At 52.8% G+C, this 498-nt stretch carries 1 pseudogene; it reads left to right on the forward strand.

The window, feature by feature from the left end:
• Window positions 1-184: pseudogene (locus NNO04_RS22585) on the forward strand (IS110 family transposase); the annotation flags it as partial.
• Between the last annotated feature and the right edge of the window lie 314 nt (window positions 185-498).

Raw genomic sequence — 498 nt, forward strand, 5'->3', positions numbered from 1 at the left:
CGCACGCGCACTTACCGCCTGGGTCAACCGGAACGGCGCCGTTGAGAAGAATGTCTGGCTTCAGGGACTGCTTGAGCGGAAGCACTACAATGTTGCAGTTGTCGCGATGGCGGCAAAAACGTCGAGAATTATGTGGTCAATGTTGACACGTAACACAGAATATCAGCCTCGCCAGCCCGCCTGACACAAGGTCAGGCGGGCTGGCGAGGTGCTGAAAAAGAGTTAACGTCCTGGTAGGTGCAGGTGACTTCAGAAGATGGCAAAACAGGTAAGACCGCAGGCAGGATACACTGAGAGGTAGCAAGGGCAAGTCAGCCCGTAGAGGATGATTGGTACCTGCCTGGCGGATTTCATCATGGTTCGGGATAAAGAAATCCCATCAGAAACCGGATATATGGCTGCATCTACCCGTTTTATCGCTTAACTGAAAAATATATTGCATCCCGGGAGCGTCCATATACGTTACCTCGCGCCCGACCCGGTAGCCTGGAGGAATAA

This window comes from Citrobacter sp. Awk 4, from assembly GCF_028069725.1.
GTDB lineage: Bacteria > Pseudomonadota > Gammaproteobacteria > Enterobacterales > Enterobacteriaceae > Citrobacter_D.